This window comes from Stenotrophomonas acidaminiphila, assembly GCA_002951995.1.
GTDB lineage: Bacteria > Pseudomonadota > Gammaproteobacteria > Xanthomonadales > Xanthomonadaceae > Stenotrophomonas > Stenotrophomonas acidaminiphila_A.
In genome coordinates this window covers 3,105,703-3,132,279 of the sequence record CP019797.1, presented here as the reverse complement: position 1 = coordinate 3,132,279, position 26,577 = coordinate 3,105,703, and the positions used below count along the sequence as shown (strand labels likewise).

Genomic DNA, 26,577 nt, shown 5'->3' with positions numbered 1-26,577 from the left:
GCGCGCTCGGGCGCGACGCGCGCATGCGCATGAGCCGGGTTCAGGCCTGCACGGCGCGTTCGCCGCGCATGTCCGACTGGTAGCCGATCAATGCCAGCCGCGCGCGCGCGAACTCGGCGATGATCAGCGCGACCATGACCGCCGGGCGTTCCAGCTTGCCGGCGCGGGCGGCCAGTTCGACCCGGCGCGCGGCGGCCGACAGTGCCAGCGCGCCGACGTTGGCGCTGGCCGATTTGAGGCTGTGCGCCAGTTCACGCAACTGCTCCAGGTCGGGAGCGACCGCGGCCTCCTGCAACTGCCGCACCAGCGGGGTGGTGTCGTCGAGGAACACGTCGATGATGGTGGCGGTCTCGGCGCCGGCGATCTCGCGCAGTTCGTCCAGCACCTCGCGGTCGAGCACCGGCAGGGCGGTGGACTGCGCGGCCGAGGCCGGGGCTTCCTCGAGCTGGGCCGGTGCCGCCTGCGGCGGTTCGTCGCCGGCGGTCGGCGCGGGTCCGCACCAGCGCAGCAGGCAGGCCTGCAGGCCTTGGCGCGAAATGGGCTTGGACAGGTAGTCGTCCATGCCCGCGTCCAGGCAGCGCTGGCGGTCGCCGACCATGGCGTTGGCGGTCATGGCGATGATCGGCAGGCGTGCGGCCTGCGTGGCGGCCTCGTGCTCGCGCCAGCGGCGGGTGGCGGCGTAACCGTCCAGGACCGGCATCTGGCAGTCCATCAGCACCGCCTGGTAGGTGGTGGCGTGCAGCTTGTCCAGCGCCAGCTGGCCGTTGATGGCGGTGTCCACTTCGCAGCCGAGCACGCCCAGCAGCTTCTGCGCCACCAGCAGGTTGACCGGGTTGTCCTCGACCAGCAGCACCCGCGCGCCGGCCAGCCCGCCGGCGCGTGCCGGCGGCGGCATGTCGGCATGCGGCGCTTCCGCTGTGGTGGCGGGCGTCTGCTGGAGCGGGAGCGGCGCGCGGGTGGCCGGTTCGCTCAAGGCCGTCCGCAGTGCCGCATCGGCCGCCTCGCGCGCGATCACGCGCGCACCGTCGTGCAGCTCGGCCGGCAGTGGCGCATCGCCCTGCAGCCAGACCAGGCGGTGCTCGCCGCTGGCGCGCTGCAGCGCCGCCACGCCCAGGCGCAGCGACGGCAGGTCGCCGATGACGGCATGCCAGGGCTGCGGCGTGCCGCCGGCGCGCAGCAGGTCCAGCGCTTCCTGCACCGTGTCCACGCTGCGCACGTCGAACCCCCAGTTCGGCAGCACCAGCTCCAGCCGCTGGCGCAGGCGCGCGTCGGTGGACACCAGCAGCACCCGGGGATGGGCGGCATGCGCGGGCACGCGCAGGTCGCCGATCACCTTCAGCAGCGGAATCTCGAACCAGAAGGTCGAACCCTGGCCCGGTACCGAGTCCAGGCCGATCTTGCCGTGCATCAGGTCGATGATGCGCTTGCAGATGGCCAGCCCCAGGCCGGTGCCACCGTACAGGCGGGTGGTCGAGGCGTCGGCCTGGGTAAAGGCGCTGAACAGGCGTTGCTGCTGGTCGGCGTCGATGCCGATGCCGGTGTCGCGAACCTCGAAGCGCAGCAGGTGCTGGGCATTGGTCTCGCCCATGCGCCGCACCTGCACCTGGATGCCGCCGCGCTCGGTGAACTTGATCGCATTGACCATCAGGTTGCTGAGGACCTGGCGCAGGCGCACCGGGTCGCCGCGCACCGCCAGCCGCACCGCCGGATCGAGCGCCAGGGTGATGTCCAGCCCCTTGTGCGCCGCCGAACGCCGCATCAGCTGCAGCAGCGAATCGAGCAGTTCGCGCAGGTTGAAGGTGGTGATCTCCAGCTCCAGCCGCTGCGCTTCGAGCTTGGAGTAGTCGAGGATGTCGTCGACGATGCGGAACAGCGCACGCGAACTTTCGCTGGCGGTGTTGAGCATCTCGCGCTGCTCGGCGCCCAGCGGCCCCTGCGCGACCATCTCCAGCATCGGGATGATGCCGTTGAGCGGGGTGCGGATCTCGTGGCTCATGGTGGCCAGGAACTCGCCCTTGGCCAGCATCGCCGCTTCGGCGTCCTGCTTGGCCTGCAGCAGTTGCTGCTCCAGCTGCACATGGCGCTGCTGTTCCTGGCGCAGGCGCTGCAGCTCGCGCTCGTTGTCGCGCGCGCGCCGCGCGAACGCGGCGGAGGTTTCGGCCAGGGCGCGCGCGGCGAGCGCCGCCAGCAGCGCGCACAGGCAGGCAAACCCGGCCAAGACGGTGGACACCGCGTGCGCCGGCAGCGGCGGCGGCAGCCACTGCGCCGCGCCCGCGGCCACCGCGAGCATCGCCGAAGCCATGGCCCAGCGGTTGGCTGCCCGCATGTCAGAGCACCGTGTTCTGGAAGTCGAAGTCCAGCTCGCTGCCGACCGACTGCACCACGTTGCCCTGGATGAAGTCGATGCCGCTCATCCACATCGCGGCGGCGGCCTGTGGGTCCTCGATCTGCTGGCCGATGATCTGCAGCCCGGCGCGGTGCGCGGCGTCGATCGCGCCACGCAGCTCGTCGCGCAGCTTCTGGCTGGCATGGCTGCCGGCGAAACGCCCGGCCATGCGCACGAAGCCCAGCGGCAGCTGGGTCATCAGCGCGTTGGCCTCGTCGCCGGGTTCGAACTGGCTCAGGCAGAACTGCACGCCGGCGGGCATCAGCCGCTCGCAGAACTGCTGCAGCGTCACCGCGTGCACCAGCGCATCGCCCAGGCGCACGTCGATGACCAGCGAGCTGCCGGCGATCTGCCGGTCGGCGATGGCCTTGAGCAGCCAGCCGGCGAAGGCCTCGCGGGCAAGGCTGCGCAGCGACTGCGACACGAACAGCCGCATCGGTGGCATGGCGTGCTGGTAGCGGTGCAGCAGTCCCAGCGCGTGGTCGAGCACCTGCTGGTCGAGGTCGCCGATGCGCCCGGCCGCTTCGGCCGCCGGAATCACCTGGCCGGCCGACAGCAGGGTGCCGTCGTTGCGGCGCAGGCGCAGCAGTACCTGGTACTGCGCGGTGTCGCTGCCGGCGACGGCCACGATCGGCTGGTAGGCCAGCTCGATCTGGCCTTCCAGCAGGGCCAGGTGTTCCTGCGCGGCGGCATCGCCGTTGCCCTGGTGGGCGGCCACGCCGTCGGCCAGCAGCCGCGCCTGCAGGGCGGTGCGCTCGATCGCCTCCAGCGCGACGCCGGCATCCTCGAAGCCCTGCGACAGGCGGGCGTGGCCGACCGCGCAGCGCAGATGCAGCGATTCGTCATCGCGCACCACGAACGGGTGCGCGGACAGTGCCTGGCGTACCGAACGGGCCAGCGCCTCGACCGCGTCCTCGTCCATGCCGCGGCCCAGCAGCAGGAAGCTGTTGTCGTTCAGCCGCGCCAGCAGGTGCGGCCGCGCGGCTTCGGCCAGGCGCCGGCCGGCCTGCACCATCAACCGTTCGAAGGCGGCATAGCCATAGCGTTCGCGCAGGCCCAGCGCGCTGGCGATCTCGATGAACATCAACCCGCCGTGCTCGGATCCGGCCAGTGCCGTATCCAGCTGCAGCATCAGGTTGTGGCGCGTGGGCAGGCCGGTCTCCGGGTTGCTCAGCGCCAGCCCTTCGGCCGTGCCCTGCGCCTGCTGGCGCGAGCGGCGGATGCGGTTGGCCACCGCGGCGACCAGGTGGCGCGGGCGGATCGGCTTGGTGAGGAAGTCGTCGGCGCCGCTGTCGAGTACCTCGAACTGGCGCTCGGGGTCCGGGTCGCCGGTCAGGAACACGATGGGCAGCAACTGCTGCTGCGGGTTCTGGCGGATCAGCGCGGTCAGGCGCATGCCATCGAGCCCGGGCATGTGCAGGTCCATCAGGATCAGGTCGGGGCGGTGCTCGACGATCGCCTGCTGCACGCCTTCGGCGTCCATCTGCACGATGGCCTGCATGCCGGCGCCGTGCAGCACGCTCTGCGCGAACAGGGCCTGCGAGCGGTCGTCCTCGACGATCAGCACGCGATAGGGCGTTTCGGCCGCTGCGGCGGCCTGGCCCGGCTCGGGCGCGGTGGCCGGCGCGGCGGCGATATGCGCGCGGACCGCCTCGGCCGGCGGCGCGTTCTCCACGCTCCAGCGCTGCCAGTAGTCAGCCGGCGGGACCTCCGCGCGCGTCAGCCGGGCGGAGGAAGTGGGTGTGTCGTTGCTTGCCATCGGTACTCCCCGTATGCCGTGGATTATGCGGTCAACGAGCCGGTGGCAGCGAATGGTCCCTGGCCGGTGCCGCTGGCGCGGCCGGCGCTGGTGCGGCGAACAGGCGCTTGACCCCGCGCCAGAGCGCGCGCCACACCAGCCATACGGTGAGCGCACCCAGCAGGCTGGCGCCTACCACCAGCGCCAGCGCCAGCCACGGGTGGGCCAGCGCCAGGGCCAGGCCGGCAATCACCACGCCGTCCTCGGCCACCGATGCGGCCCAGTTGCTGGCCGGCTCCGGGGAAGTGTTCAGCAGTGCGCGGGTACCGGCCTTCAGGCCATGGCTGGCCAGCGCCACGCCGGCGCCGGCGGCGAGCGCGCCGGCACCCAGATGCCCATCCGGGGACAACGTGGCCGCGGCCAGGAAGGCCCCGGCCGGTACCCGCGCCAGGGTCTGCAGCAGGTCCCAGATCGAATCCACGCCGGGGATCTTGTCGGCGAAGAACTCGGTGGTCGCCAGCGCCGCCGAGGTACCCAGCACCCACCAGGACTGGGTGGCCTGCAGTGCCGGTGGCAGCTCGACCCAGCCCAGCACGCCGGCCAGGCCGACGCCGAACACGGTCAGGTACACGCGGATGCCGGCCAGCCAGGCCAGCAGGATGCCGATGACGAAAACGTGGGCGTCGGTCATGGTCGCGGACTCCCGCGGGAACTGTGAGCAGAATCGCAACTATCGACCATGCCCCTGGCGATTGCCAGTTCCCGGCAGGCCATGCCGGGAGTCGTTTACACTGCCCAGCCGTTTCAACCGGAGCGAAGGTGCCGCTTCGCGCAGGACCCGGCACCGGTGATGCAGCGCCATGAGCAACCGATCCCCGTCGCGTTTCCAGATCACCCTGCGCGGCACCCCGCAGCGATCGGCCTGGACCCGGCTGGCCGCCCTCGCCGTCGCCTGGCTGGTGTCGCTGCTGCTGGTCGGCTGGCTGGCCGCCCGCTACGCCTCGCCCGATGCCGGCGGGTTGCGCGAGCGGCTGCGCCAGAGCGAGCGCACCGTGGCCGCGCAGCGCGCGCAGATCGAGGAGCTGCGGCAGCGCCAGGCCACGCTGGAGGCATCGGACAAGATCAGCCGCGCGGCCAACACCGAGGTGCAGGCGTCGCTGGCCGAGCGTGACGAGGAGATCGCCGGGCTGCGCGCGGACGTCGCGTTCTACGAGCGCCTGGTGGGCGCCACCAGCCAGCGCAAGGGGCTGAATGCGCATTCGGTGGAGTTCTCCGCCGAAGCCGCCGGCACCTGGCAGTACAGTGTGGTGCTGACGCAGAACCTGAACAGGGGGGCCATCAGCCAGGGGCAGATGCGGTTCTCGGTGGAAGGGGTCAAGGGCGGCAAGCTGGCGACGGTGAGCTGGGATGAGCTCCACCAGCGCCGCGACGTGCCCGGGCAGGCCTATTCGTTCCGCTATTTCCAGCGCCTGGACGGCAGCGTGATGCTGCCCAAGGATTTCACCCCGCAACGTGTGCGAGTCTCGTTGACCGGGCCCGGGGGAGCGCGACGCAGACATTCGATTGGAAACTCGCCGGCAACGGCAGAGGGGAGCAGTGATGTTCAAGAACAAGTCCAGCCGCGACAGCCACCTGGTGGTGGACGCCCTGATCGGGCCGCAGGTGGTGATCCGGGGCGACGTGGTGTTCAGCGGCGGCCTGTACGTGGAAGGCCGCATCGAGGGCCGGGTGATCGCCGAGGAGGGCGCCAAGGCGGTGCTGACCCTGGCCGAACAGGGCCATATCGACGGCGAGGTGCGCGCGTCGGTGGTGGTGCTCAGCGGGCGCATGGACGGCGACGTCCACGCCGGCGAACGCATCGAACTGACGCCCACCGCCCGGGTCAACGGCAACGTCCATTACCAGGTGGTGGAGATGGGCGCCGGCGCGCAGCTCAACGGCCGCCTGGTGCATGCCACGACGATGGCCGCGCTGCCCTCGCCCGAGGCGGCCGCGCTGCAGGCGCAGGCTGAAGCGGCGGAGGCTTGAATCGGCGGGCGGGCGTCCCCATGCTGGGCGCATGAGCACGCTCGTTTCCCTGCCCGGCGCAACGGCCGCCCCGATTACCAGTCCCTTGATCGCCCGCTGAACTTCACCCCGGCCGCCGCGGCCAAGGTGGGCGAGCTGATCCGCGAGGAGGGCAACGCTGCCCTGGCCCTGCGCGTCTATATCCAGGGCGGCGGCTGTTCCGGCTTCCAGTACGGCTTCGAGTTCGACGAGAACCGGGCCGACGACGACCTGGCGGTGGTCACCGATGGCGTGACCCTGCTGGTGGACCCGCTGAGCCTGCAGTACCTGATGGGCGCCGAGGTCGATTACTCGGAAAGCCTCACCGGGGCCCAGTTCGTGATCCGCAATCCCAATGCCCGCACGACCTGCGGCTGCGGCAGCAGTTTCGCCGTCTGAGCGCGGCGCCAGGCCGCCGGCACGCGCATCCCGCGGCGGACGCCGGCCGCTTCTCGCCACGCTGGTTTGCCGGTAGTCTGCCGACGATGCCTGCTTCCGATTCTTCCTTCCACGCCCATGCCTTTGCCGGCGCAGCGCTGGACCGCGCCGACGCACTGCGCGACGACGCCGACGCGCTGGCGCGGCTGTGGCCCGATGCCCGGGTGCTGGTACTCGACGCCGATGGCACCGCCTTCGCCGACGCTGATGGCCAGCCGTTCCTGACCAGTGGCCGCGAACTGGGCGGCGGCCCGGGCACCGCCATCTTCCTGGGCATGCAGCAGGCGCGCGCCTGGTTCGTGGTTGAAGCGGCGATGGTGTCGGTACAGGCGCCGGGACGCATCGACCTGCGCCGCGCCGCCGCCGAGTGGCCGGCCGAGGCGTCCGGCGTGTTCTGCTATGCGCGCGGCATGTCGTACTGGCACTCGCGCAACCGCTTCTGCGGCGTCTGCGGCGCCGCGGTGGTGTTCGGGCGCGGCGGTTTCATCGGGCGCTGCGGCCAGTGCGGTACCGAGCACTACCCGCGGGTGGATCCGGCGGTCATCGTCGCGGTCGAGCATGACGGCCGCCTGCTGCTGGGCCGCCAAGCCAGCTGGGCGCCGCGACGCTGGTCAGTGGTGGCCGGTTTCGTCGAGCCCGGCGAGACCTTCGAGCAGACCGTCGCGCGCGAAGTGTTCGAGGAGACCCGGGTGCGGGTGATCCAGGCCGACTACCTGTGCACCCAGCCGTGGCCCTTCCCCGGGGCGCTGATGGTCGGCTTCCGCGCGACCGCGCACGGCGACGTGCCGCAGGTCGACGGCGAGCTCGAGGACGCACGCTGGTTCGATGCCGAGGAAATCGGCGCGGCACTGCGCCGCGAGCAGGCCGACGATGGCCAGGGCATCCTGTTGTCGCCACGCATCTCGATCGCCCGTACTCTGATCGAGGACTGGTACCGGCGCCGGCAGCCATGAAGCCGGCAGCGGGTCGTCGCCGGCAACAGCCTGCGCGGCCATGGCGGGGCCTACAATCGGGACCCGGAGGAATCGCATGTTCACGACCCTGGTAGCAGTGATCGCGGCACTGGTCCTTGGCCACCTGGCGCCCGCGGCGATGGCGGCGCTGCGCGACTGGCGCTGGTTCGGGCGCTGGCTGGGCTGGCTGCAGGTACACGAAGGCGGCGGCAATGCCGGCCGCTTCGGGCTGCTGCTGGCGATCCTTCCCTGGGTGTTGCTGGTGGCGGTCGTGCAGTGGCTGCTCGCCGGGCACCTGCACGGGCTGCCGTCGCTGCTGTTCGGCATGGGGGTGCTGGCGCTGTGCTGGGGGCCGCGCGACCTCGACCGCGACGTCGAGGCGGTCATCGACGCCGAAGACCCGGCCGCCTACGACGCGGCGGTCGCACAGCTGCAGTCGGCCGGCGGCAGCCTGCGCGAGGATCTGCCGACGCTGGTCGACGCGACCCTGTACAACGCGTTGCGGCGCTGGTTCGCGCCGCTGTTCTGGTTCCTGCTGCTGGGCCCGCTGGGGGCGGTACTGTACCGGCTGCTGGTGCAGTCGGTGCATGGGCCGATCGCCGCCGGGGTGGCCGCCGAAGCCCGCGAAACGGGGGCTGGGCGCTGGCGTTGCTGGAATGGCCGGTGGCCCAGCTGATGACCCTGTCGATGGCGCTGGTCGGCAATTTCGACACGGTGTTCTCGGCATGGCGCCGCGCCGGCGGCAACCGCTGGGCGCTGGACCTGGGATTCCTGGGCGAGGCCGCGCGCGCCGGGGTCGGCATGGAGCTGGCCGAGGACGCGGCCGATGCGCGCGAGGCCGGCCTGGTCCCGCACGCCGAGCGTCACCCCGAGCTGCGCGACGCGATGAGCATGGTCTGGCGCATGCTGCTGCTGTGGATGGCGCTGCTGGCGCTGCTGATCATCGCCGGCTGGGTGGGCTGAGACCGGCGCAGGTGGCGGGCGTGCCCGGCACGGGGCATCGCCGAGGGGGTTTCATGCGGGGCAAGAGCCGCCTCCACACGCCGGTCGCCTGATGCCGCCGGGGCGCAAACGTAGGTGCCGGGCTTGCCCGGCACGGGGCCTGGTGCGCGCGATGCCGGCACGCGCGCAAGGCATGGCGCGCCGGAGGTTGCCGCCCGGTGTTTTTCAGCCCGGTGCCAGCAGGGTGAACGGATACCAGGGCAGGTTGCGGGCGATCCAGTAGGCCGGCAGCACCGCCAGCCACAGCTTCGGCGCCATCACCACCTTCATCAGCGGCTGCAACCAGCGTGGGTTCCAGCCGGCGGACCACAGCACCATCAACGGGATCAGGGCCAGGGTCACCAGGCCCAGTGGGTTCATCGAAAACGCGCGCAGCAGGTCGCCGTGGGCCAGCGCGTGCAGCGCGCGGGTCAGTCCGCAGCCGATGCAGTAGTAGCCGGTGAAGGCCAGGAACATGCAGGGCGGGAACGGGTTGCCCTCGACGTTCGGGTCGAAATGCCACAGCAGCCAGAGGCCGGCGGGAATCGCCAGTGCGACCCCCGCCAGCCCGAGCCTGTGCCGGGTTTCGAGCACCAATGCCACGGCTTACTGGTATTTCTGCAGCATTTCCATGTAGGCGGCGGCGCCGCCCATGGCGAAGTAGATGGCGTTGAACACCACGCCGATGATGGCCAGCGCGGTGGCCACCCAGCACCAGGTCTTGGCGTTGTTGGAGGCACGGCGCGCGCCGTCGATATCGCCCTGGGCCAGCAGGTTGTTGACCTTGCTGGAGAACACGATGGCGACGATGCCCACCAGGCCCAGCGGGCAGCACAGGCAGGTGGCCAGGACCGTGGCGATGATCGACCAGGCCAGGTGGTTGGGGATGCTGCTGGCGGGATTGACGGTATTCATGGGTTCTCCGGTGGGATGGCGATCAGCGTGACTTGCAGGCGTTCGCCGCGGTCAGCGACGAGAGGATCATGGCCGCGACCCAGCACAGCGGCCAGGTGATGAAGCCGATGAAGACGAAGCACAGCAGGATGTTGACGAAGGTCAGCGCCCAGTAGCCGAACATGATGATCAGGCCGGTGCCGACGTTGCCGGCGTACATGTGGCCGATGCCGAACGTCTGCAGGAACAGCCCCGGCAGCACCTCCAGCAGCGCCGCCACGCCGCCGGACTTCTGCGGATGGTAGTAGTGGTGCACCTGCTGCGGCGCGGGAGCGGCGGGAGCGCTGGGAGGGGGCGGTGGGATGTCCATGGTTCCTCGGTGTCGGCGGATGCCGTGCAATCCCTGCAGCCGCGTGTGGACGGGTAGCGTAGCGATTTGCCGGGCAGGCGGTAAAGCCGGTCAGGCGTCGTCGCCGCGCAATGCCCGTACCCGCGCCTCCAGCGCCGCCGCGTCGGTGGCGGTGCCGTCGACCGCGGGGGCGGCCACCACCTCGATGTGGGCGCGGAAGCGGCGCGGTACCCGCATCCGCCCCAGCCGCGTGTCGCGGCGGCTCCACATGCTGCTCCACATGCCTTTCAGCGCCAGCGGCACCACCGGCACCGGCCGCCGCGCGAGGATCTTCTCCACCCCGGAGCGGAACCGCGCGATGTCGCCGTCGCGGGTCAGCGCGCCCTCGGGAAGATGCACACCAGTTCGCCTTCGGCCAGCGCCGCGTCGATGGCGTCGAACGCGCGCTGCATCAGTTCGGCGTCCTCCTTGGGGCTGGCGATGGGAATGGCCTTGGCGGTGCGGAAGATCCAGCGCATCAGCGGGATGTTGAAGATCCGGTAGTACATGACGAAGCGCACCGGGCGCGGGATCACCGCGGCCAGGATCAGCGCGTCCATGTAGCTGACGTGGTTGCACACGATCAGCGCCGCGCCTTCGTCGGGCACGTGTTCCTCGATGCCGGTCCGGCGCAGGCGGTACAGCGCGCGCACCATCACCCAGCTCAGGAAGCGCATCAGGAACTCGGGCACGATGCTGAAGATGTAGCCGGCCACCAGCACGTTGGCGATGGCCAGCGCCAGGAACAGCTGCGGCACGCTCCAGTCCAGCACGCTCTGGGTGAGCAGGCCGGCCATCGCCGCCAGCACGATGAAGCCCGAGTTCTGGATGTTGAGCGCGGCGAACACGCGCGACATCTCCGACTTCGGCGTGCGGCTCTGGATCAGCGCGAACAGCGGCACCACGAACAGGCCGGTGAACAGGCCGATGCCGAGCAGGTCGATGACGATGCGCACGCTGCCGGGCTGGCGCAGGAAGCCGGCCACGTCCAGCCCGCTCGCCGCCACCGTGCCGGTACGGGCGAAGTACAGGTCGAACAGGAACGCGCTCATGCCGAACGCGCCCAGCGGCACCAGGCCGATCTCGACGGTGCGCGCGGACAGCTTCTCGCACAGCAGCGAGCCGGTGCCGGTGCCTACCGAGAACAGCGCCAGGGCGAAGATGTACAGGGTCGAGCCACCGCCCAGGTTGATCTCGGCGTAGGCCGGCAGCTGCGAGGTCAGCACGGTGCCGACGAACCAGAACCAGGACACGCCCAGTACCGCGTTGCGCACCGCCTTCTGCTTCCTGGCCATGCGCAGCACCGCCAGCGATTCGGACAGCGGGTGCCAGTTGATCTTCAGGCCGGGCGCGCCGGCATCCACTTTCGGGATCAGCCGCGCGGCGATGTTGCCGGCCACCGCCAGCGCGATCACCGCCACCGAAGCCACGACCGGGCCGTGGCTGCCGGCCAGGGTGAAGATCATGCCGCCGGCGATCATGCCGCCGAGGATGGAGAGGGAGGTGCCCATCTCGACCAGGCCATTGCCGCCGGTCAGTTCCTCCGGCTTGAGGATGGACGGCAGCACCGAGTACTTCACCGGTCCGAACAGGGTGGACTGCAGCCCGGTGCAGAACAGCGCCACCAGCAGTACCGGCATGCTCTGGGTGAGGAAGCCCAGCGCGGCCAGCGACATGATCACGATTTCCATCGTGGTGGTGATGACGATCAGCCGCTGCTTCTCCAGCTTCTCGGCGAACTGGCCGGCCAGCGCCGAGAACAGGAAGTAGGGCAGGATGAAGATCGCCGGCGCGAGCATGGCGTAGATGCTGCGTTCCCTGGTGCTGACGCCGAGGAAGAACAGCAGGCCGATGATCGCCTGGCGGTACACGTTGTCGTTGAAGGCGCCCAGCGCCTGGACGACGAAGAACGGCAGGAAGCGGCGCTGTCCGAGCAGCGCGAACTGGTTATGGCCGGCCACGTGGGTTCCTTGGTTTGCGGCGCACCTTAGCAGGTTCGCTGCCCGCCCCGTGCGTCGCGGCGGCGGGCAGCAGCGCGAGCAGGGCGCGCGCGGCCGGAGTGGGATCGGCACGCCACACCGCGCAGGTCCGGAAGCGGAACGGTTCGTCCAGCGGGCGTACCTCCACCGCGTGCATGCGCGCGGCCATGCTGTCCGGGATCGCCGCGACCGCCAGCCCGGCGGCCACCAGCTGGCGCAGCAGTTCGCCGTGGCTGACTTCGTATTGCAGCCGCGGCACGACGCCGCGCTCGTCCAGCGCGTCGTCCATCATCCGGCGCACCCCGGCGCCGGGCACCAGCGCCGCCAGCGGCACGCCGTTGAGCGCGCTCAGCGGCACCCGCTGCATCGCCGCCAGCGCATCCCCGGGCGGCAGCAGCAGCGACAGGCCTTCCTCGTCGAGCAGGCGGTGCTGCGCCGGCAGCGGCACCTGCGGGCCGACGCCGACCAGGGCCACGTCGAGCCGGCCCTCGGCCAGCTCGGCCAGCAGTTCCTCGCTCATGCCCACGCGCAGGTGCACGTCCACGGCCGGATGCGCGCTGCGGAAGCGGGCCAGCAGCGCGGGCACGTCGACCACGCTGAGCGCGGTGATCTGGCCGATGCGGATGCGCCCGCGCACCGTGCCCAGCGCCAGCGCCATTTCCTCCTGCAGCCGGTCGGCGGCCTGCAGGGTAAGCCGGGCGTTGCGCAGGAACACTTCACCGGCCGCGGTGGGCCGCACCTGGCGGTGGCCGCGTTCGAACAGGCGTGCGCCGAAGGCGTCCTCCAGCCGCGCCACCTGGTGGCTCAGCGCCGACTGCACGGTATGGCAGCGCGCGGCGGCGGCGGTGAACCCGCCCTCCTCGGCGACGGCGACGACGAACTCCAGCTGGCGCAGGGTGAACATGCCATCACTCAGAAAGATGGAAAGGATGAAAACAATACATTGGCGTCATTCATGGGTGGCCCACAGACTTGCCTTCCGTTGTTCCCCATCGAGGCCGTGATGTCCAGCCAATCCCCCAACCGCACGTGCTCAGCCAGCGCCGGGTCATGCTGCTGGCCGCCGCCACCGGGCTGATCGTGGCCAGCAACTATTACGCCCAGCCGCTGCTGCAGCTGCTGGGCGACGCGTTCGGGCTGGGCGCCGGTCGCGTGGGCTGGGTGGTGACGGTCGCGCAGTTGTCCTATGCCGCCGGGCTGCTGCTGATCGTGCCGCTGGGCGACCGCCTGGAACGGCGCCGGCTGATCGTGGCGCTGTTCGTACTGGCGGCGCTGGGGCTGCTGGTCAGTGCCAGCGCCGGCCATTTCACGCAGCTGCTGGCCGGCACCGCGCTCAGCGGGCTGTGCGCGGTGGCCGCGCAGGTGATCATCCCGCATGCGGCGACGCTGGCGGCGCCGGAGCGGCGCGGGCGCGTGGTCGGCACGCTCATGGCTGGGCTGCTGCTGGGCATCCTGCTGGCGCGCACGGCTTCGGGGCTGCTGGCCGGGATCGGCTCCTGGCATACCGTGTACTGGGTGGCCGGCGTCGCGCTGCTGCTCATGGCGCTGGCGCTGGCGCGCGCGCTGCCGGCCTACCGGCCGCGGGCGACGCTGTCGTATCCACGGCTGCTCGCCTCGGTGCTGGCGCTGTTGCGCGACGAACCGGTGCTGCGCCGGCGCGCATGGCTGGGCGCGCTGCTGTTCGCCGGCTTCAGCGTGTTCTGGACGCCGCTGGCGTTCCTGCTGTCCGGGCCGGCCTATGGCTATTCCATCGCCAGCATCGGCCTGTTCGGGCTGGTCGGTGCCGCCGGTGCGCTGGCCGCCAGCCGCGCCGGGCGCCTGAGCGACCGCGGCCACGGCCGCCTGGTGACCGGTGGCGGGCTGGTGCTGTTGCTGCTGTCGTGGGGGTGTTGCTGCTGGCGCCGGTGTCGCTGGCCGCGTTGGTGGTGGGCGTGCTGGCGCTGGACGTGGCGGTGCAGGCGGTGCACATCGACAACCAGAGCACGATCTACCGCCTGGACGAGAGCGCCCGCAGCCGCATCACCGCGGCCTACATGACCTGCTACTTCATCGGTGGCGCGGCCGGTTCCGCGCTGGGCACGCTGGGCTGGACCCGGTACGGCTGGAACGGGGTGTGCGCGGTGGGCATCGCACTGGCGCTGGCGGCGCTGCTGGCAATGCCGCGCGCGTCGGCGCGACGCTAGCCCTGCGGAGCCGCCAGCGTGGCCGGCGCCGGCGCGCCCACCGCTTCGTCCGCCGCCGCGCGCAGCCGCGGCAGCAGGCGCAGGATCAGCGCCAGCTGGGTGCGTACCAGGCGCGATTTGTCGTCGCTGTCGCCGGGCAACTGCTCCAGCGTATCCGCCAGCGCGGCCTCATCGACCTCGGCCGCCGGCACCGGCCGCCGCGCGGCGAGCGCGGCCGACAGCCTGGCCAGCGCCTGCTGCAGGCACTGCTGGGCATGGCTGACCAGGGGATCGTCGGTCACCGTGGCGCGCGCGCGGTGCGCGCCGAGCGCGGACAGGTAGCCGAGCAGGGTGTTGGACAGCGCCAGGAAGCGGAACCCGGCATCCAGGTTGCCGCGCGCGTAGCCGGGCTCGCGCAGCATGTTGGACAGCGCCACCGACAGTGCGACGTCGGCGTTGTGCATGTCGCGGCGGGCGATGCGGTAGGGCAGGTCGTCGCGCATGCCGCTGCGGTACTGGCCCAGCACCTCGTCCAGGTAACGGGCGCTGGTGGCGATCACCTGTGCCATCACCCGGTGCAGGCGCCGCCCCTGCCAGTCGGGCAGGATCAGCAGCGAGGCGGTGGCGGCGATCACGCAGCCGATCAGCGTGTCCAGCAGCCGCGGCCAGATCAGCACGAAGCCGTCGCCGAGCAGGTTGAAGCACAGCAGCGCCATGGTGGTGATCGCGGCGGTGGCGATCACGTAGCGCTCGGTGCGGGTGACGAAGAACAGCAGCGCCGCGGCCAGCGCCAGCAGCAACTGCAGCGTGGTGCCCGGGAACAGCTGCATCAGCGCCCAGGTCACGCCCAGCCCGACCAGGGTGCCGCCGATGCGCTGCACCAGCCGCAGCCGGGTGGCGCCGAAGTGCGGCCGGCACACGAACACGATGGTGAGCAGGATCCAGTAGCCGTTGCTGGGGTGCACCAGCTTGAGCACGGCGTACCCGGCGATCAGCGCCAGGGCGATGCGCACGCCGTGGCGGAACAGCACCGAGCCGGGCGTCAGCGCCTGGCGCAGCCGGGTGGCCATCTCGCGCAGGGTATGCGGCGAGGAATCGCGCAGGCGGGTGTCGATGCCTTCCAGTGGCGTGTCGGCCAGCGATGCCTCGGACAACTGCCGCGCGATGCTGGACAGGTTGCTCGCCAGCAGCTGCAGCGAGCCGAGCAGGCGCTGCCAGTGCGGGTTGTGCTGGTCGCGCAGGTACTGCAGCGAATGTTCCAGGTCCTGCCCGGCCTGGCGGTTGCGCTCGCCGTAGTCGAACGGCTGGCGCAGGCGGATGGCCTGGCCCAGCGCCATGCAGGCGCTGCCCTGCAGCGACAGCAGGCGCCGGCAGCGGTACAGCACGTCGCTGTGGAAGAACGCCTCGGTCAGCGCCTCGTAGGGATAGTGCGAGGAACTGGCGCGTTCGTGGAAATCCTGCGCCATGTAGTACAGGCGGAAATACAGCCCGGACTGCACCCCGGGGCGCCCGGAGCGGCCGAAGCGGCTGAGGATCGCGGTCTTGGCCGCGTTGAGCGCCTCGACCACGCGCACGTTCTGCTCGGCCAGCGCCAGCCGCCGTGCCTCCAGGTCGCCATGGCGCACCGGCTCGAACAGGTCCGCCTTGAGCTGCAGGTAGCGCCCGAGCTCGGCGAACAGCCGCGCCAGCCGCTCGCGCACCGGCCGGTTGGCGAACATCACCGTCCACAGGATCGACAGCGCGCCGTACCACGCCGCGCCGGCCAGCATCTGCGCCACGTCGCGCCAGGCCGCACCGGTGCCGGCGCCGCGGTGCTGGTCCATCGCGATCATGGTGTAGATCGCCAGGGTCACCGTGGCCTGGCCGATGGAGGCGTAGCGTTCGCCCAGGGCGCCCAGCAGGGTCAGCGCGAACGCGGCCAGTGCCAGCGCCGCGACGAACGGCAGCGGCCAGTCGAACAGCTGGATGACCGCGGCGGCGGCGGCGACGAAGCACAGCAGTGACAGCAGCACCGATTTGCTGCGGCCCCAGCCGTTGTCGTCGGTCTCGGCCACGGCGCTGGCAATGGTGCCCAGGAACAGCGACGGCAGCGGCTGCAGGTCGCCGCGGTACCAGCACACGGCCATCAGCGTGCCCAGTGCGATGAACACGCGCAGGCCGTAGCTGGCCTTCTCATGGGCCCAGAGCCGGTTCAACAGGCGTTCGGTGGGGCGCATGCCGGTGCGGTGGGTCGCCAAGCGTGGGGATGGCCCAGCTTGCCGTGCGCGAATGAAAGCGGCAAGGCAATGGGGCAAGGCCGTTGGTGCGAAGCAGCTGCCCCGCAGGCATGCACTGCCGTGCGCGGTTGGGCCTTGCCGTGGGTGCTTCGTCGCGCACGGCAGCGCGCTCCTGCGGAGCATCGGTGCAAGACGTCAGTGGAGCAGGCGCTGCTCTACCGGGGCGGAGCGTTGGCGTCGCGCATGAAATCCACGAACACCCGCAGCTTGGGCGCGAGCTGCTCGCGCGACGGGTAGTACAGGTGGAAGCCGGGGAACGGCGGCTGCCACGCATCGAGCAGGCGCTGCAGGCGGCCGGCGGCCAGGTCCTCGGCCGCGGCCGCTTCGAACACCTGCGCCAGGCCGAGGCCGGCGATGGCCATGCGCCGGCCCAGCCCGCTGTCGTTGAAGATCGGCCCGCCGCCGACCTCGACGCTGAAATCGTGCCCGTCGCGGCTGAACTCCCACGGCATCAGCCGGCCGTCGCTGCGCCGGTAGCGGATGCAGGCATGCGCGGCCAGCGCCTGCGGCGTGTCTGGTGGCCGGTGCCGGCGCAGGTAGTCCGGCGCGGCCACGACCACCAGGCGCTGCGGCGGGCCCAGCGGCACCGCCACCATGCCATCGGCCAGCGATTCGCCCAGGCGGATGCCGGCATCGAAACCTTCGGCCACCAGGTCGGTCAGCGCCGCCTGCACCGCCAGCTCCACCTCGACATGCGGAAAGCGCATGGAGAACGCCGGCAGGTGCGGCAGCAGCATCTGTTCGACCACGATCCGCGGCGCGGTGATGCGCAGGCGCCCGGCGGGCACGTCGCGGCTTTCCTCCAGTGCCTGCAGCGCGCCGCCGATGCGCGCCAGCGCCGGTGCGGCCTCGCGCAGCAGGCGCTCGCCCGGCTCGGTCAGGCCGACCCGGCGCGTGGTCCGGTGCAGCAGGCGCACGCCCAGCCGCCGCTCCAGGGTGCGCACCGACTGCGACGCCGCCGACGCCGACATGCCCAGTTCGATCGCCGCCTGGCTGAAGCTGGCGTGGCGGGCGACGCAGGCGAAGGCCGCCAGCGCCGGCAGCAGGGAGGGGGCTATTGTGAAGTGCTGCTTCATTGATGTTGCAGATTACCCCGATTTATCGCCGGGTTCCCGCGCCCTACAGTGGCGTCCCCCGTTCTGGAGCATTGCCATGCAGACCCGCACCCTTGGCCGCGACGGCCCCGTGGTTTCCGCCCTCGGCCTTGGCTGCATGGGCATGAGCGCGTTCTACGGCGGCCGTGGCGACGATGCCGCGGCCATCGCGGTGATCCAGCGCGCGCTGGAACGCGGCGTCACCCTGCTCGACACCGCCGACATGTACGGCCCGCATACCAATGAAAGGCTGGTCGGCCGTGCCATCGCCGGTCGCCGTGGGCAGGTGCTGCTGGCCACCAAGTTCGGCGTCCGCCTGGACCCGTCCGACCCGCAGGCGCGTGGCGTCGATGGTCGCCCCGAATACGTGCAGGCCGCCTGCGAGGCCAGCCTGCAGCGGCTGGGCGTGGAGCACATCGACCTGTACTACCAGCACCGCGTGGACCCGCAGGTGCCGATCGAGGAAACGGTGGGCGCGATGGCGCGGCTGGTCGAGCAGGGCAAGGTGCGCTGGCTGGGCCTGTCCGAGGCGGCGCCGGAAACGATCCGCCGCGCGCATGCGGTGCACCCGATCACCGCGCTGCAGACCGAGTACTCGCTGTGGTCGCGCGAACCCGAGCACAACGGCGTGCTGCATACGGTGCGTGAGCTGGGCATCGGCTTCGTGCCGTACTCGCCGCTGGGCCGCGGCTTCCTGACCGGCGCGATCCGCAGCCCGGACGATTTCGAGGACGGCGACTACCGGCGCAATTCGCCGCGCTTCCAGGGCGAGAACTTCGCCCGGAACCTCGCGTTGGTGGCGCAGGTCAACGCGATTGCCGCCGCCAGGGGCATCAGTCCCGGGCAACTGGCCCTGGCCTGGGTACTGGCCCAGGGCGAGGACCTGGTGCCGATCCCGGGTACCAAGCGCCTGGCCTACCTGGAGGAAAACCTGGACGCGCTGGACGTGGTGCTGGATGCCGACGAACTGGCCCGCATCGACGCGGTGTTCCCGGTGGACGTGGCCGCCGGTGCACGTTACCCGGCGGCGAGCATCGGCAGCGTGCATCGCTGAAGGAAGCGACAGCGGCAGCTCTGCGCCTTGCGCCTCTCGCCGCCATGGGCCGTGTTCCATCCCGCCGGCAGAGGGAGACAACGAAAAGGGCGGCCCCGGGGCCGCCCTTCTCATCTTCCGCCACCCCGGTGGTTTACTGCTGCTCGCGTGCGATCGCGCGCCAGCCGATGTCGTTGCGGTGGAATTCGTTGGCCCAGTGGATCTTCGCCACGCCGGCGTAGGCATGGGCCTGCGCGTCGCCGACGCTGTCGCCCAGCGCAGCCACGCACAGCACGCGGCCACCGGCGCTGACCACGTTGCCGTCGGCGTCCAGCGCGGTGCCGGCATGGAACACCTTGGCGCTGGCCGGTACGTCATCCAGGCCGCTGATCACATCGCCGGTGATCGGCGCGTCCGGGTACGGCTTTGCCGCCATCACCACGCCCAGCGACGGGCGCGGATCCCATTGAGCGTCCACGCCCGCCAGTGCGCCGTCGATGGCCGCTTCGAGCAGGTCGACCAGGTCCGACTGCAGGCGCAGCATCACCGGCTGGGTTTCCGGGTCGCCGAAGCGCACGTTGAACTCGATCACCTTCGGTGCGCCCGTGGCGTCGATCATCAGCCCCGCGTACAGGAAGCCGGTGAACGGCACGCCGTCGGCGATCATGCCGGCCACGGTCGGCTCGACCACTTCGCGCATGACCCGGGCGTGCACCTGCGGCGTCACCACCGGCGCCGGCGAGTACGCGCCCATGCCGCCGGTGTTGGGGCCGGTGTCGCCGTCGCCCACGCGCTTGTGGTCCTGGCTGGTGGCCATCGGCAGCGCGACGCGGCCATCGACCATGGAAATGAAGCTGGCTTCCTCGCCCTCCAGGAATTCCTCGATCACCACCCGCGCGCCGGCATCGCCGAAGGCGTTGCCGCTGAGCATGTCGCGCACCGCGGCCTCGGCTTCGTCCAGCGTCATCGCCACGATCACGCCCTTGCCGGCGGCCAGGCCGTCGGCCTTGATCACGATCGGCGCGCCCTTCTCGCGCAGGTAGGCCAGTGCCGCATCGACCTCGGTGTGCACCGCGTAGAACGCGGTGGGGATGCCGTGGCGGGCCAGGAAATCCTTGGCGAAGGCCTTGCTGCCTTCCAGCTGCGCGGCGGCGGCGGTCGGCCCGAAGATGCGCAGCCCCGCCGCGCGGAAGGTATCCACCACCCCGCCACCAGCGGCACTTCCGGGCCCACCACGGTCAAGCCGACGGCCTCGTCCTGCGCCAACTTGAGCAGGCCGGCGATGTCGGTGACCTTGACCGCCACGTTGCGGCACTTGGCTTCGGTCGCGGTACCGGCATTGCCCGGGGCGACGATCACTTCGCTCACGCGCGCGGACCGGGCCAGCTTCCAGGCCAGCGCATGTTCGCGGCCGCCGGCGCCGATGACGAGGATTTTCATGGGGCAGTTCCTGTAGGGGCATTCAAGGGGAAAGGCAATCGGAGGCTTTCAGCGTGGCGTCGAAGAACACCGCCCCGTCGGCATCGACGAAGTGCCGGCGCACGCCGCCGCCGGCGGCATGCAGCGGGGCGAACAGCGGATCGGCGCACAGTGCCTGCATCGCGGCCTGCTCGTCGTCGCGCAGCGCGTCGAACACGGCGGGCCTGGCCTTGGCCATGGCCACGGTGATCTCCGCCGAACGGATCACCAGCACCAGCTCGTCGCCGTCGCGGTGCACCGATTCGACCACCAGCCCGTCGCGATAGGGACGCGGAAGCTGCGCGCCGATCTCCTGCAGGGCCGCGCGCTGCGCCTGGTCGAGCGCGTGGTTGCCGCACCCGGTGGCCGCCGCCAGGCAGGCGGCCAGGAACAGGGGCAGGCGCCAGCGCATCAGCCGCAACCCTCCAGCTGCATGCGCGCCGGGACCAGGTAGCGCGATTGCGCCGGATCGTAGGCAATGGAATGCAGCGCATCCACCGTGCCGGTGCAGCCGTTGCCGGCCTCGTGCACGCGCAACGGCCAGTAGCGCAGCCCGGGCTCGCTGTCGTCCGGACGGGCGTCGAAATCCAGGTCCAGCGTCCCGGGCCGGCAGCTGCCGGTGGTGACGCAGTCGATCGCATTCTGGTCGTCCAGGTGGGCACGCAGCCAGCCCGCTTCGGCCACCGTGTCGCCGCCGTCGAACACCAGCCAGCTGCGGTCGCGCATCCGCGCGCCCACCACCACCCGCTCTTCGTCGATCTGGTAGGCCCAGGCACCGGCACCGACCTGCAGGATGCTGATCGCGCCCGGTTGGCCGCCGCTGCCGCTGGCCCGGCCCGGCAGCTCGGCGGCGATGCCCACGCTGCCATCGGCGGCCTCGCGCAGCACGATGAAGTCGCTGACGCCCAGTTCCACGGGGGTCGCGTCGGCATAGCGGGTGCAGACCGCCAGCATGCGATAGCGGCCGCCCGCAAGGGTGATGCCGCGGTCGGCGCACAGCGCGCGCTGGACCTGGCGCGCGGGGTCCAGCTGCGGGTCGTCGAGGCGTTGCGTCCACGGGCCCTTGAGCCGCGCCGGCGCGCCGTAACGCGCCTTGAGCAGCGCCAGCACGGCCGCATCGCCGTCCGGCGCCTGCGCCGTGCCGCCGTCCTGGGTGGCCGCATCCTGCCGGCACGACGCCAGCACGAGCGCGGCGAGCAGTACCGCCAGCGTCCGGATCATGCCCGCCGCCATGCCTGCGGCCTCAGTGGCGGAAGTGGCGCACGCCGGTGAACACCATGGCGATGCCATGTTCGTCGGCCGCGGCGATCACTTCGGCATCACGCATCGAGCCACCCGGCTGGATCACCGCGGTGATGCCCGCTTCGGCGGCGGCGTCCAGGCCGTCGCGGAACGGGAAGAACGCATCGGAGGCCATCACCGAGCCCGGCACCACCAGCCCGGCATCGGCGGCCTTGATGCCGGCGATGCGCGCCGAGTACACCCGGCTCATCTGCCCGGCGCCGACGCCGATGGTGCGCTCGTCCCTGGCATAGACGATGGCGTTGGACTTGACGTACTTGGCCACGCGCCAGGCGAACAGCAGGTCGCGCAGCTCGGCCGCGGTCGGCGCGCGCCGGGTCACCGTCTTCAGCTCGTCGGCGCTCATGCCGCGGTTGTCGGCGCTCTGGATCAGCAGGCCAGAACCAATACGCTTGGTGTCGTAGTTGTTGCGCGCGTCGCCGGCCGGGATGCGCAGCACCCGCACGTTGGCCTTCTTGGTGGCGTACTCCAGCGCGGCCGGCTCGTAGTCCGGGGCGATCAGCACTTCGACGAACTGGCGGTCGAGGATGGTCTTGGCGGTGGCCGCGTCCAGCGTGCGGTTGAACGCCAGGATGCCGCCGAACGCGCTGGTCGGGTCGGTGTTGTAGGCCATCTCGTAGGCGGCGCCGACATCGGCGGCCACCGCCACGCCGCACGGGTTGGCATGCTTGACGATGACGCAGGCCGGCAGCTCGAACTGGCGCACGCATTCCCACGCGGCATCGGCGTCGGCCAGGTTGTTGTAGCTCAGCTCCTTGCCCTGCAGCTGCACGAACGTGGCCAGGGTGCCCGGCACCGGGTACAGGTCGCGGTAGAACACGCCGCTCTGGTGCGGGTTCTCGCCGTAGCGCAGGTCCATCACCTTGACGAAGGTGGAGTTCATCTGCGCCGGGTATTCCTCGCGCACCGGCACCGCGGCGGCGGTGTCGCTGATCGCCGACAGGTAGTTGCTGATCGCCGCGTCGTACTGGGCGACGCGGTTGAACGCGGCCACCGACAGCTGGAAACGCCTGGCCGCCGACAGCTGGCCGCCGTTGGCGTCCAGTTCGGCCAGCAGCGCGGCGTACTGGTCCGGGCTGGTGGCCACGGCGACGCGGGCGAAGTTCTTGGCGGCGCTGCGCAGCATGGCCGGGCCGCCGATGTCGATGTTCTCCACCGCGTCGGCGAGCGTGCAGTCGGCCCTGGCGGTGACCGACTCGAACGGGTACAGGTTCAGCACCAGCAGGTCGATCGGCGCGATGCCGTGTTCGGCCATCACCGCATCGTCGGTGCCGGCGCGGCCGAGCAGGCCGCCGTGCACCATCGGGTGCAGGGTCTTGACCCGGCCGTCCATCATCTCCGGGAAGCCGGTCACGTCGGACACGTCCTTGACCGGCAGGCCGGCCTCGCGGATCGCCTTGGCGGTGCCGCCGGTGGACAACAGTTCAACGCCGTGCGCGGCCAGCGCGCGGGCCAGTTCGACCAGGCCGGTCTTGTCGGAAACGGACAGCAGGGCCCGGCGCACGGGCAGCAGATCAGCGGACATGGGGGTGGGGAGGGAAGCGGAAGCGGGCCCGTATTGTAGCCGCGCGCAGCGTGCCGGTCCGGTTGCAGCGGTGACGACCGGTACTGCCGGTTGCCGGTTCGGGGTGGTGCGCAGCACCGGCTTGTCCGACAGGTGCTGTCGATGACGTGCCGTCCAACGCTCGGCACCCACCGCAGGCAGTGGGGGATATATCCGGAGCAAAGCCCCCTGGGTCAGGGGGCGCGCCGAAGGCGCGGGGTATGCAGGGCGAAAGACGGGGCCCGCGGTTTGTACTGCAGACCGTGCGGCGCCAGCGCGCAGCGATGGCGCCGCTCAGGCCAGCCCGTATTCCTTGAGCTTCTTGCGCAGGGTGGCGCGGTGGATGCCCAGCAGCGCCGCGGCGCGGCTCTGGTTGCCCTCGCAGTGGTTGAGCACCTCCACGAACAGCGGAATCTCCATCTCGCGCAGGACGATCTCGTAGACATCGTCGGCGTCGCAGCCATCCAGATCGCGCAGGTAGCGACGCACGGACTGGGCGACGTGTTCGCGCAGCGGCGGCTTCGGAGCGCCACGACTGTTGTCAGGACGGGGTGGGGCAGCGTTCAAGGGAATTCCCGGATTCAGCGGAGCCGGCGCGGCCGCGCCCGGCATGGGGAGGGGAGTCTAGCGCGTGAACGAGGGGGCCGCCATGTCGGGCGCCGGGTCAGCGGAACTCGAACGCGTAGGCCACCGTGGCCGCCGACGGCTCGCGCAGCAGGAACGCGATCTGTGCGCTCTGTCCCGGTTCCAGCCGCTGCGCGGGGTCGTGCGCGCTGCCCAGATAGTCGCGCGGCTGCAGCAGGCGGCGCCCGATCACCCGGCCGTCGGCGTCGGACAGCGACAACGACAATGCCGGCCAGGCCTGCGCCCAGCGCGCGTCGTTGCGGAAGCTGGCCTGTACCTGCAGCACGCCCGGGCGCCCGGGCAGCGGCCGCACTTCGCGCTGCAGCATGGTGTAGGCCGTGGGCTGGTGCCACGGCGGCAGGCTGCAGCGCAGCACCGCGCACAGGCCGGCCACGACCGGGCGCCAGCCGGGACGCGCGGCCAGCGTGGCGCGGTCGGCGATCACCACCTGGACGGCGAGCAGCAGGGCCAGCGCGGCCAGCAGCAGCCACTGCCAGCGCGGTGCGCGGCGGCCACTGGCGGTTGCCACCGGGGAGCGCTGCAGGAAGCTCGGCGCGCTGCCGCTTTCCTGCGCCGGGCCGTCGCCGTCCTGCGCGCTGTCCGCGGCGGCGTCGCCCAGGGCCGGCGCTTCGCCGTCGGCGGCCCCGTCCGCGGGCGGTACCGGCTGCGGCGCATCGCCGCCGCCATCGACGTCGCCGTCGCGGGCGGGCGGGGTGTCCGGCGGCGGTGTGGCCCCGCTCCGCAGGAGCGTGGCCAGCGAAGGACGGGGCGGCGGGGTTTCTTCGCTCATGGCAGGTCGGTCGCGGACGCTGCGTTCATTCAAGCACGGCGCACGCCGGTAATGCGCATCCAGTCGCCGTCCTGCACGGCTTCCAGCTGCACGAACCACGGCGCGTAGCGTTCCAGCAGTTCGCCTTCCTGGCCATGCAGGATGCCGGACAGGGCGATGCGCCCGCCGGGCGCCACCCGCGCCGCCAGCCGTTCGGCCAGCGCGTCCAGCGCCGAGGCCAGGATGTTGGCGACCACCACCGGGTAGGTCGCCGCCGGCTCGTCCTCGGGCAGGTACGCGGCGATGTGCACGCCGTTGCGCTCGCCGTTGTCGGCGGTGGCGGTGAGCGCCTGCGGGTCGTTGTCCACGCCCACCGCGGCGGCGGCGCCGAGCTTGAGCGCGGCCAGGGCGAGGATGCCCGAGCCGCAGCCGAAGTCGAGCACGCTGCGGCCGGCCAGTTCGCCCTCGGCCGAAAGCTGGTCCAGCCAGCGCAGGCACAGCGCGGTGGTCGGGTGGGTGCCCGAGCCGAACGCCAGGCCGGGATCCAGCCGCACCACCGCGGCGTCGGCGGCCTGCGCCGCTTCGGGCAGTTCATGGTTCCACGGTACGATCCAAGTGCGCTGGCCGAACTGCATGGGCTGGAACTGGTCCAGCCAGGCGCGTTCCCAGTCCTCGTCCTGGACCGAACGGAAGCCGGCGCTGCTCCAGTCCAGCCCGGCGTCGAACGATTCCAGCGCGGCCAGCAGCGCCAGCGCGTTGGTATCGGCCGGGAACAGTGCGCTCAGCACCAGTTCGTTCCACAGCGGCGTCTGCCCCACGCCCGGCTCCAGGATCGCGCGTTCGTTGCTGGTGTCGGCATCGGCGTCGAGCATCGTCACCGCCAGCGCGCCGACGTCCTCCAGGGCGTTCTCGTAGCGGGGCTGGGTGGCTTCGGTGCAGCGCAGGGTGAGTTCGAGAAAGGGCATGGCGATGACGGCGACGGCAGAACGGAAGCGGGCATCCTAGACGAGGCGGCGGATGTTTTCCTTCTCTTGCCGGCCACGGGTGCCGTGGTGCCCGGGGCCGTTGCACCCCCATGCGGCCGCGCAGACGGAAGAAGGCGGGTTTCCCCGCCTTCTTCCTTCACCCGCGACGCACCGCGCTCAGGTCAGCGCGATCGACTGGTTCTTGCGCTCGGCCAGGCGCTTTTCCAGGTAGTGGATGTTCTGCCCGCCGGCCTGGAAGCCTTTGTCGCGCATGATCCGCTGCTGCAGGGCGACGTTGGTCTTGATGCCGTCCACGACCATCTCGCTCAGCGCCACCCGCATGCGGGCGATGGCGGTGTCGCGGTCCGGGCCGTGCACGATCAGCTTGCCGATCATCGAGTCGTAGTTGGCCGGCACGCGGTAACCGCCGTAGATGTGCGTGTCCACGCGCACGCCGGGGCCGCCTGGCGGGTAGAAGCCGGTGATGGTGCCGGGGCACGGGAAGAAGGTCTCCGGGTCCTCGGCGTTGATGCGGCACTCGATGGCGTGGCCGTTGATCTTGATGTCGCTCTGCTTGATCGACAGCTTGTGGCCGGCGGCGATCTTCAGCTGCTCGGCGACCAGGTCGATGCCGGTGATCATCTCCGTCACCGGGTGCTCCACCTGGATGCGGGTGTTCATCTCGATGAAGTAGAAGCGGCCGTTCTCGAACAGGAACTCGAAGGTGCCGGCGCCGCGGTAGCCGATGCGGATGCAGGCTTCCACGCAGACCTTGCCGATCTCCTCGCGCAGTTCCGGGGTGATGCCCGGCGCCGGCGCTTCCTCCACCACCTTCTGGTGGCGGCGCTGCATCGAGCAGTCGCGTTCGCCCAGGTGGATGGCGTTGCCCTGGCCGTCGGCCAGCACCTGGATCTCCACGTGGCGCGGGTTCTCCAGGAACTTCTCCATGTAGACCATGTCGTTGCCGAACGCGGCCTTGGCTTCCTGCTTGGTGGTGGCGATGGCGTTGACCAGCGCGCCCTCGGTGTGGACCACGCGCATGCCGCGGCCGCCACCGCCGCCGGCCGCCTTGACGATCACCGGATAGCCGATCTCGCGGGCGATCTTGACGTTGGTTGCCGGGTCGTCGCCCAGCGGGCCGCCCGAGCCGGGCACGCACGGCACGCCGGCGGCCTTCATCGCGCGGATCGCCTCGACCTTGTCGCCCATCAGGCGGATGGTGTCGGCCTTGGGCCCGATGAAGATGAAGCCGGACTGCTCCACGCGCTCGGCGAAATCGGCGTTCTCGGAGAGGAAGCCGTAGCCGGGGTGGATGGCCTGGGCGTCGGTGACCTCGGCCGCGGCGATCAGCGCCGGGATGTTGAGGTAGCTCTCCGACGACGGCGCCGGGCCGATGCAGACCGATTCGTCGGCCATGGCCACGTGCTTGAGGTTGCGGTCGACGGTGGAGTGCACCGCGACCGTGCGGATGCCCAGGGTGTGGCACGCGCGCAGGATGCGCAGCGCGATCTCACCCCGGTTGGCGATTACGACCTTGTCGAGCATGGC

At 71.2% G+C, this 26,577-nt stretch carries 19 protein-coding genes and 6 pseudogenes; 7 read left to right on the top strand and 18 right to left on the bottom strand.

Annotated features, from left to right (window positions below):
• Positions 1-40: 40 nt before the first annotated feature.
• From B1L07_13965 to B1L07_13955, 3 genes are read right to left on the bottom strand one after another with little or no spacing between them, the layout of a single operon-like run.
• Positions 41-2,302, bottom strand: coding sequence for a hybrid sensor histidine kinase/response regulator (locus B1L07_13965; GenBank protein ID AUZ56613.1), 2,262 nt, complete (start codon positions 2,300-2,302; stop codon positions 41-43).
• Between the two features lie 25 nt (positions 2,303-2,327).
• Entirely contained in the window at positions 2,328-4,145 is a 1,818-nt protein-coding gene (locus B1L07_13960) for a response regulator receiver protein (GenBank protein AUZ56007.1), read from the bottom strand.
• A 31-nt stretch (positions 4,146-4,176) separates the two neighbouring features.
• Positions 4,177-4,815, bottom strand: coding sequence for a hypothetical protein (locus tag B1L07_13955; protein AUZ56006.1), 639 nt, complete (start codon positions 4,813-4,815; stop codon positions 4,177-4,179).
• Positions 4,816-4,984: 169 nt separating this feature from the next.
• On the opposite strand from B1L07_13955, the pseudogene B1L07_13950 reads away from it, so the two are divergent.
• The 5 genes and pseudogenes from B1L07_13950 to B1L07_13930 all read left to right on the top strand — a co-directional run bounded on the left by B1L07_13950 (position 4,985) and on the right by B1L07_13930 (position 8,524).
• A pseudogene (locus tag B1L07_13950) lies at positions 4,985-5,724 on the top strand (hypothetical protein).
• The gene (locus B1L07_13945; GenBank protein ID AUZ56005.1) at positions 5,724-6,152 is read left to right on the top strand and encodes a cell shape determination protein CcmA; all 429 of its coding nucleotides are present in this window, start codon (positions 5,724-5,726) and stop codon (positions 6,150-6,152) included. The pseudogene B1L07_13950 and the gene B1L07_13945 overlap by 1 nt, the downstream one beginning before the upstream one ends.
• A 31-nt stretch (positions 6,153-6,183) precedes the next feature.
• Positions 6,184-6,569 (top strand): annotated as a pseudogene (locus tag B1L07_13940) (iron-sulfur cluster insertion protein ErpA).
• Positions 6,570-6,655: 86 nt separating this feature from the next.
• A complete protein-coding gene (locus tag B1L07_13935; GenBank protein ID AUZ56004.1) occupies positions 6,656-7,561 on the top strand; it encodes an NADH pyrophosphatase in 906 nt (301 codons plus the stop codon).
• 76 nt (positions 7,562-7,637) lie between these two features.
• Positions 7,638-8,524, top strand: a pseudogene (locus B1L07_13930) (hypothetical protein).
• A gap of 204 nt (positions 8,525-8,728) precedes the next feature.
• Here the strand turns inward: B1L07_13930 and B1L07_13925 are convergent.
• From B1L07_13925 to B1L07_13905, 5 genes and pseudogenes are all read right to left on the bottom strand, one after another.
• Positions 8,729-9,139, bottom strand: a complete 411-nt coding sequence (locus tag B1L07_13925) for a hypothetical protein (protein AUZ56003.1) — start codon at positions 9,137-9,139, stop codon at positions 8,729-8,731.
• A gap of 9 nt (positions 9,140-9,148) precedes the next feature.
• Complete coding sequence (locus tag B1L07_13920) at positions 9,149-9,457, bottom strand: hypothetical protein (GenBank protein AUZ56002.1); 309 nt, start codon at positions 9,455-9,457, stop codon at positions 9,149-9,151.
• Positions 9,458-9,479: 22 nt separating this feature from the next.
• Positions 9,480-9,752 carry a hypothetical protein gene (locus B1L07_13915; protein ID AUZ56001.1) on the bottom strand — a complete coding sequence of 91 codons (273 nt, stop codon included), beginning with the start codon at positions 9,750-9,752 and terminating at the stop codon, positions 9,480-9,482.
• 144 nt (positions 9,753-9,896) lie between these two features.
• Positions 9,897-11,785, bottom strand: a pseudogene (locus B1L07_13910) (glycerol acyltransferase).
• A complete protein-coding gene (locus tag B1L07_13905; GenBank protein ID AUZ56000.1) occupies positions 11,772-12,707 on the bottom strand; it encodes a LysR family transcriptional regulator in 936 nt (311 codons plus the stop codon). The pseudogene B1L07_13910 and the gene B1L07_13905 overlap by 14 nt, the downstream one beginning before the upstream one ends.
• Positions 12,708-12,853: 146 nt before the next feature.
• On the opposite strand from B1L07_13905, the pseudogene B1L07_13900 reads away from it, so the two are divergent.
• A pseudogene (locus tag B1L07_13900) lies at positions 12,854-13,986 on the top strand (MFS transporter).
• On the opposite strand, the gene B1L07_13895 reads toward B1L07_13900, so the two are convergent.
• Together B1L07_13895 and B1L07_13890 are read right to left on the bottom strand one after the other, a co-directional pair.
• Positions 13,983-16,181 carry a TIGR01666 family membrane protein gene (locus tag B1L07_13895; GenBank protein ID AUZ56612.1) on the bottom strand — a complete coding sequence of 733 codons (2,199 nt, stop codon included), beginning with the start codon at positions 16,179-16,181 and terminating at the stop codon, positions 13,983-13,985. The pseudogene B1L07_13900 and the gene B1L07_13895 overlap by 4 nt on opposite strands.
• A gap of 215 nt (positions 16,182-16,396) precedes the next feature.
• Positions 16,397-17,317, bottom strand: a complete 921-nt coding sequence (locus tag B1L07_13890) for a LysR family transcriptional regulator (protein AUZ55999.1) — start codon at positions 17,315-17,317, stop codon at positions 16,397-16,399.
• Between the two features lie 76 nt (positions 17,318-17,393).
• Between B1L07_13890 and B1L07_13885 the strand changes: the two genes are divergently transcribed.
• The gene (locus tag B1L07_13885) at positions 17,394-18,389 is read left to right on the top strand and encodes an aldo/keto reductase (GenBank protein ID AUZ55998.1); all 996 of its coding nucleotides are present in this window, start codon (positions 17,394-17,396) and stop codon (positions 18,387-18,389) included.
• Positions 18,390-18,522: 133 nt separating this feature from the next.
• Here B1L07_13885 and B1L07_13880 read toward each other — a convergent pair.
• The 8 genes and pseudogenes from B1L07_13880 to B1L07_13845 all read right to left on the bottom strand — a co-directional run bounded on the left by B1L07_13880 (position 18,523) and on the right by B1L07_13845 (position 26,574).
• Positions 18,523-19,808 (bottom strand): annotated as a pseudogene (locus tag B1L07_13880) (phosphoribosylamine--glycine ligase).
• A 22-nt stretch (positions 19,809-19,830) separates the two neighbouring features.
• Positions 19,831-20,238: a hypothetical protein gene (locus B1L07_13875; GenBank protein AUZ55997.1), complete on the bottom strand. Its 408-nt coding sequence runs from the start codon at positions 20,236-20,238 to the stop codon at positions 19,831-19,833.
• On the bottom strand, positions 20,238-21,059 hold the full coding sequence (locus B1L07_13870; protein AUZ55996.1) for a hypothetical protein: 822 nt from the start codon (positions 21,057-21,059) through the stop codon (positions 20,238-20,240). Before B1L07_13870 ends, B1L07_13875 begins: the two co-directional genes overlap by 1 nt.
• A 10-nt stretch (positions 21,060-21,069) precedes the next feature.
• Complete coding sequence (locus tag B1L07_13865; protein ID AUZ55995.1) at positions 21,070-22,653, bottom strand: bifunctional phosphoribosylaminoimidazolecarboxamide formyltransferase/IMP cyclohydrolase; 1,584 nt, start codon at positions 22,651-22,653, stop codon at positions 21,070-21,072.
• A gap of 312 nt (positions 22,654-22,965) precedes the next feature.
• On the bottom strand, positions 22,966-23,238 hold the full coding sequence (locus B1L07_13860; GenBank protein ID AUZ55994.1) for a Fis family transcriptional regulator: 273 nt from the start codon (positions 23,236-23,238) through the stop codon (positions 22,966-22,968).
• Positions 23,239-23,335: 97 nt separating this feature from the next.
• Positions 23,336-24,085, bottom strand: a complete 750-nt coding sequence (locus tag B1L07_13855) for a hypothetical protein (GenBank protein ID AUZ55993.1) — start codon at positions 24,083-24,085, stop codon at positions 23,336-23,338.
• Positions 24,086-24,114: 29 nt separating this feature from the next.
• Positions 24,115-25,029 carry a ribosomal protein L11 methyltransferase gene (locus B1L07_13850; protein ID AUZ55992.1) on the bottom strand — a complete coding sequence of 305 codons (915 nt, stop codon included), beginning with the start codon at positions 25,027-25,029 and terminating at the stop codon, positions 24,115-24,117.
• 177 nt (positions 25,030-25,206) lie between these two features.
• Positions 25,207-26,574, bottom strand: a complete 1,368-nt coding sequence (locus B1L07_13845; GenBank protein ID AUZ55991.1) for an acetyl-CoA carboxylase biotin carboxylase subunit — start codon at positions 26,572-26,574, stop codon at positions 25,207-25,209.
• Positions 26,575-26,577 lie beyond the last annotated feature (3 nt).

Bases quoted from the DNA above. Each gene is read 5' to 3' on its own strand.
- B1L07_13945 (AUZ56005.1), top strand. From the start codon at position 5,724: ATGTTCAAGAACAAGTCCAGCCGCGACAGCCACCTGGTGGTGGACGCC.
- B1L07_13890 (AUZ55999.1), bottom strand. From the start codon at position 17,317: ATGAAGCAGCACTTCACAATAGCCCCCTCCCTGCTGCCGGCGCTGGCG.
- B1L07_13935 (AUZ56004.1), top strand. From the start codon at position 6,656: ATGCCTGCTTCCGATTCTTCCTTCCACGCCCATGCCTTTGCCGGCGCA.
- B1L07_13885 (AUZ55998.1), top strand. From the start codon at position 17,394: ATGCAGACCCGCACCCTTGGCCGCGACGGCCCCGTGGTTTCCGCCCTC.
- B1L07_13855 (AUZ55993.1), bottom strand. From the start codon at position 24,085: ATGAGCGAAGAAACCCCGCCGCCCCGTCCTTCGCTGGCCACGCTCCTG.
- B1L07_13895 (AUZ56612.1), bottom strand. From the start codon at position 16,181: ATGCGCCCCACCGAACGCCTGTTGAACCGGCTCTGGGCCCATGAGAAG.
- B1L07_13960 (AUZ56007.1), bottom strand. From the start codon at position 4,145: ATGGCAAGCAACGACACACCCACTTCCTCCGCCCGGCTGACGCGCGCG.
- B1L07_13875 (AUZ55997.1), bottom strand. From the start codon at position 20,238: ATGCGCTGGCGCCTGCCCCTGTTCCTGGCCGCCTGCCTGGCGGCGGCC.
- B1L07_13905 (AUZ56000.1), bottom strand. From the start codon at position 12,707: ATGTTCACCCTGCGCCAGCTGGAGTTCGTCGTCGCCGTCGCCGAGGAG.
- B1L07_13865 (AUZ55995.1), bottom strand. From the start codon at position 22,653: ATGTCCGCTGATCTGCTGCCCGTGCGCCGGGCCCTGCTGTCCGTTTCC.
- B1L07_13955 (AUZ56006.1), bottom strand. From the start codon at position 4,815: ATGACCGACGCCCACGTTTTCGTCATCGGCATCCTGCTGGCCTGGCTG.
- B1L07_13965 (AUZ56613.1), bottom strand. From the start codon at position 2,302: ATGGCTTCGGCGATGCTCGCGGTGGCCGCGGGCGCGGCGCAGTGGCTG.
- B1L07_13850 (AUZ55992.1), bottom strand. From the start codon at position 25,029: ATGCCCTTTCTCGAACTCACCCTGCGCTGCACCGAAGCCACCCAGCCC.
- B1L07_13870 (AUZ55996.1), bottom strand. From the start codon at position 21,059: ATGGCGGCGGGCATGATCCGGACGCTGGCGGTACTGCTCGCCGCGCTC.
- B1L07_13845 (AUZ55991.1), bottom strand. From the start codon at position 26,574: ATGCTCGACAAGGTCGTAATCGCCAACCGGGGTGAGATCGCGCTGCGC.
- B1L07_13920 (AUZ56002.1), bottom strand. From the start codon at position 9,457: ATGAATACCGTCAATCCCGCCAGCAGCATCCCCAACCACCTGGCCTGG.